The organism is Kitasatospora sp. NPDC056181, from assembly GCF_042266225.1.
Lineage (GTDB): Bacteria > Actinomycetota > Actinomycetes > Streptomycetales > Streptomycetaceae > Kitasatospora.
Map to the genome: position 1 here is coordinate 1 of NZ_JBHJUK010000274.1, position 5,252 is coordinate 5,252.

Consider the following 5,252-nt stretch of genomic DNA (forward strand, 5'->3'; position numbering starts at 1 on the left):
CCGCAAGGCTCTGCCCGCCCCCGAGTACACCGGATCGGGAACGCCGGGCCGGGCGCCGGCGAACGCCCAGGAGGAGCTCCTCTGCCAGGCGTTCGCCGAGGTCCTGGGCGTGGAGGCGGTCGGCGTCGAGGACGACTTCTTCGCCCTCGGCGGCCACTCCCTCCTGGTCATGCGCCTGGCGGGCCGGTTGCGGACCGACCTGGGGGTGGACCTGCCGCTGCCGACGCTGTTCGAGGTACCGACCCCGGCCGGGCTCGCGGCCTGGCTCGCCGACAGGAGCGCCGGCCCGAAGAAGGCCAGGCCCACGCTGCGGCCGATGCGCAAGCAGGAGGAGTCCCGATGATCCCGTTGTCCTTCTCACAGAGTCGGCTCTGGTTCCTGGCGCAGCTGGCGGGGCCGAACGCGACCTACAACAACCGCATGGTCCTGCGGCTGACCGGCAAGCTGGACCACGGGGCGCTGGGTGCGGCCCTGCGGGACATCGTCGGACGGCACGAGGTTCTGCGTACGACGTTCCCCCTGGTCGACGGTCAGCCCTGCCAGCAGGTCATTGAGCTGGATGCCCTGCCGTGGGAGCTGTCGGTGGTCGAGGTCGTCGACTCCGGCGGGCCGAGCGACCGGGGCGACCGGGGCGACCGGGGCGGCCGGGGCGTGCTGGGCGGTCTGGATCTGGCCGCGGCCGAGGCGTCGGATGAGCTTCCGGGGCGGACGGTCGCCGCGGCGGAGCTGGCCGGCGCGGTGGCGCGGGCGACGGCGTACGCGTTCGACCTGGCGTCGGAGGCACCGCTGCGGGCCTGGTTGTTCGCCGTTCGCCCGGACGAGCACCTGCTGGTCCTGGTGGTGCACCACATCGTCTGGGACGACTGGTCGATCGGCCCGCTGGCGCGGGACCTGTCGGCTGCCTACACGGCGAGGCTCGCCGGTGCCGCTCCGGTCTGGGAGCCGTTGCCGGTGCAGTACGCGGACTACACCCTCTGGCAGCGCGAGGTGCTCGGGGGCGAGGACGACCCGGACAGCGTGATATCCGGACAGCTGGCCTACTGGCGTGAGGCGCTGGCCGGGCTCCCGGAGGAGCTGGAGCTGCCGGCGGACCGGACGCGTCCGGAGTTGCCGGGCCATCGCGGCCACAGCGTTCCCGTCCGGGTTCCGGCGGACGTCCACCGGCGCTTGGCCGAGCTTGCGCGGGAACGCGGGGCGACCCTGTTCATGGTGCTTCAGGCCGGGTTGTCGGTGACGCTCTCGCGACTCGGGGCGGGGCAGGACATCCCGATCGGCTCGGCGATCGCCGGGCGGATGGACGAGGCGCTGAACGAGCTCGTCGGGTTCTTCGTCAACAACGTCGTGATCCGCACCGACCTGTCCGGCGACCCGACGTTCGTCGAGGCCCTGGAGCGCGTGCGTGCGACCACGCTGGGCGCTTTCGGGCACCACGAGGTGCCGTTCGAGCGGCTGGTCGAGGAGCTCTCCCCGGCCCGGTCCCTGGCCCGTCACCCGCTCTTCCAGGTGATGCTCACGGTGCAGAGCGCCGGTTCGGCCCAGGCGGACGCCGGCTCGGTGCTTCAACTGCCCGACGTCCTGGCCGAGGAGGTCGCGCTCGGACGCCAGGCGGCCAAGTTCGACCTCGAATTCGTGCTGTCCGAGGTGTTCGACGAACGGGGTGAACCCGCAGGGGTGCGTGGCGCGCTCACGGCGGCGGCGGACCTGTTCGACCCGGCGACGGCGGAGCGGATCGCGGACGGCCTCGTGCGAGTGCTGTCGGCGATGGCCGGTGACCCGCTGGCCCGTGTGAACCGGGTGGAGGTGCTGGACCCGGCCGAGCGCGACCAGGTGCTGGAGGGGTGGAACCGGACGGCGCAGCCGCTGCCGGAGCTGATGGTCCCGCAGTCGTTCGAGGTGCAGGCGGCACGCACGCCGGACGCGGTGGCGCTCGTGGTGGACGGCACTGAGGTGTCCTACGGAGAGCTGGCGACACGGGCGAACCGGCTGGCGCACTACCTGGTCGGACAGGGTGTCGGCCCGGAGGCGGTGGTGGGCATCTGCCTGCCGCGCGGAGCGGACACGATCGCGGCGATCCTGGCGGTGTGGAAGGCGGGCGCCGCCTACCTGCCGATCGACCCGGGGCAGCCGGCGGACCGGATCGCCCACCTGCTGGCCGACAGCGGGGCGGACCTCGTGCTGCGCCGAGCCGCGGCACAGCCGGAATCGGTGATCGCGGACCCGGCCGAGGGGGGACCACGCACCATTGCCCTGGACGACCCGGTGGTGGCGGCCGAACTGGCCGGACAGCCGGACAGCTCGCCCGAACTGGAGCTTCTGGCGGACGGGTTGGCCTACGTCATCTACACGTCGGGGTCGACGGGGCGTCCGAAGGGTGTGGGGGTGACGCACGGGGCTTTGGCGAACTATGTGGGGTCGGTGCCGTCCCGGGTCGGGTTCGGCGGTGAGGGTGGTCGGTATGCGTTGTTGCAGGCGCAGGCGACGGACCTGGGGAACACGGTGCTGTTCGCCAGCCTGGCGACCGGGGGTGAGCTGCACATCCTCCCTGAGGAGGCGGTGACGGATCCGGCGGCGGTGGCGGCGTACTTCGCCGAGCACCGGATCGACTTCGTGAAGGTGGTGCCCTCGCACCTTTCCGCGCTGGCCGCTGTAGCCGGACCGGGGGGTGTGGTGCCCGCGGCGTCGTTGGTGCTGGGCGGAGAGGCCGCCCCGGCCGCGCTGGTGGAGGGGCTGCTGGAGGCGGCCGGCGAGCGTGGGGTGTTCAACCACTACGGGCCGACGGAGGCGACGATCGGTGTCGCGACGACGCGCCTGACGGCGGAGTCGGTGGCGTCCGGTGTGGTGCCGGTGGGTCGTCCGGTCGGGAACACGCGGCTGTTCGTGCTGGACGGGTTCCTGCAGCCGGTGGCGCCAGGGGTTGCGGGTGAGTTGTACGTCGCGGGTGTGCAGTTGGCGCGCGGCTATGTGGGCCGGGCCGGGTTGACGGCGGAACGGTTCGTGGCCTGCCCGTTCGGCGGTGCCGAGGGCGGGCGGATGTACCGCACCGGTGACCGCGCCCGCTGGACGGCGGACGGCAGTGTGGTGGTGCTGGGCCGTACGGACGACCAGGTGAAGGTGCGGGGTTTCCGGATCGAGCCGGGTGAGGTGGAGGCGGTGCTGGCCGCCCATCCGGGCGTGGCGCACGCGGCGGTCGTCGCCCGCGAGGACACCCCCGGTGACCGCCGCCTGGTCGCCTACGTTGTCCCCACCGTTGAAGCATCCGACGAACTGCCCACTGCTGTACGTGAGTTCGCGGGATCAAAGCTGCCGGAGCACATGGTGCCGTCGGCGGTGATGGTGCTGGACGCGCTGCCGCTGACGGGCAACGGCAAGCTGGACCGCAGGGCGCTGCCCGCCCCGGACTTCGCCGCCGTGGCGGGTGCCGGTCGCGGCCCGGCGTCGGTGCAGGAGGAGATCCTGTGCGCCGCGTTCGCGCGGGCCCTGGGCCTGGAGAGCGTCGGTGTCGACGACAACTTCTTCACTCTGGGCGGGCATTCGCTGCTGGCCGTCTCGCTGGTGGAGGACCTGCGAAGGCAGGGCGTCTCCGTCTCGGTGCGGGCGCTGTTCCAGAGCTCGACGCCTGCCGGACTGGCGGCCGCGTCCGGTGCCGAGCGGGTTGCCGTCCCGCCGAACCTGATCCCCGAGGGCGCTCACGAGATCACGCCCGGGATGCTGCCGCTGGTGGACCTGGACGAAACCGAGGTCGCCCGTCTGGTGGCGCGCATCCCGGGTGGTGCGGCGAACATTGCGGACCTCTACCCCCTCGCGCCGCTCCAGGAAGGCATTCTCTTCCATCATCTGATGGCCGATCAGCACTCGACGGACGTCTACGCGAAGCCGATGGTGCTGGGATTCGACTCGCGCGAGCGCCTGGATGCGTTTCTCGCCGCGCTCCAGCAGGTGGTGGACCGGCACGACGTGTACCGCACGGCGATCGTCTGGGAGGACCTCCGCGAGCCCGTCCAGGTCGTCACCCGGCGGGCCGAGCTCCCGGTTGAGCAGGTCGAGTTGAATCCGCAGGAACCCGACCTGGTCGGCCAGTTGGTGGCTGCGGGCGGGGGCGGGATCGACCTCACCGCCGCCCCGCTCATCCGGGTGCTGACGGCGGCCGGGGAGGTCGCCGGCGAGTGGCTCGCGCTGGTGCGCATCCACCACCTGGTGCAGGACCACACCACGATCGACGTGGTGCTCGGCGAGCTCCGCGCCATCCTGTCGGGCAACGGCGACGCGCTCCCGGAGCCGCTGCCGTTCCGCAGCTTTGTTGCTCAGGCCCGGCTCGGTGTGTCGCAGGAGGAGCACGAGCGCTACTTCGCCGGGCTGCTGGGCGATGTGGAGGAGACGACGGCGCCGTTCGGGTTGGTCGACGTGCGCGGGGACGGCACGGATTCCGAGCAGGCGCAGCTGACGCTGGACGGAGAACTGTCCTCCCGTCTCCGGGAGTTGGCCCGTTCCCGCGGGGTGAGTCCGGCGACGGTGTTCCACCTGGCGTGGGCGCGGGTACTGGCGACCGTGTCGGGCCGGGACGACGTGGTGTTCGGCACGGTGCTGTTCGGGCGGATGGACTCCGGCGCCGGCTCGGACCGGGTGCCGGGTCTCTTCCTCAACACGCTCCCGGTTCGCGTCAGGGTCGGGTCGGCCACGGTCGACGAGGCCCTCGACGGCCTGCGCCACCAGCTGGCCGAGCTGCTGGTGCACGAACACGCGCCGCTGGCCGTCGCGCAGCGGGCCAGCGCGATGCCGGGTTCGAGTCCGCTGTTCAGCTCCGTCTTCAACTACCGCTACAACCGGTCCGCCGTCGGTGGTCCCGATCAGGACGGGGGCACCGGCCTCGAAGGCGTGCGGGTGCTCTATCTCTGGGACCGCTCGAACTACCCCCTGAACGTGTCCGTGGGCGACCGGGGAACCGGGTTCGAGGTGACGGTCCACGCCGCAGCTCCGGCCGACCCGGCGCGGGTCGGCGTCCTGTTGCAGACGGCGTTGGCCAATCTGCTCTCGGCGTTGGAGGAGGCCCCGGACACGCGGTTGTCGGCGGTGGGGGTGTTGGGTGCGCGTGAGCGTGCCCTGGTGGTGGAGGAGTGGGCCGGGACGGCGGTGGAGTTGCCGGGTGGTCTGGTGCCCGGCCTGTTCGAGGCGCAGGTGGCGCGGGTGCCGGGTGCGGTGGCGGTGTCGTGCGACGGGGTGGAGGTGTCGTTCGCGGAGCTGGATGCGCGGGCGAA

Annotated in this window: 2 protein-coding genes; both read left to right on the forward strand. The window is 72.3% G+C overall.

Going from position 1 to position 5,252, the window contains the following annotated elements; all coding sequences use genetic code 11:
* On the forward strand, positions 1-343 hold a 343-nt coding region (locus ACFC1F_RS42515), incomplete at its 5' end, for a phosphopantetheine-binding protein (protein ID WP_376167089.1).
* On the forward strand, positions 340-5,252 hold a 4,913-nt coding region (locus tag ACFC1F_RS42520; RefSeq protein ID WP_376167091.1), incomplete at its 3' end, for an amino acid adenylation domain-containing protein. The genes ACFC1F_RS42515 and ACFC1F_RS42520, both read left to right, overlap by 4 nt.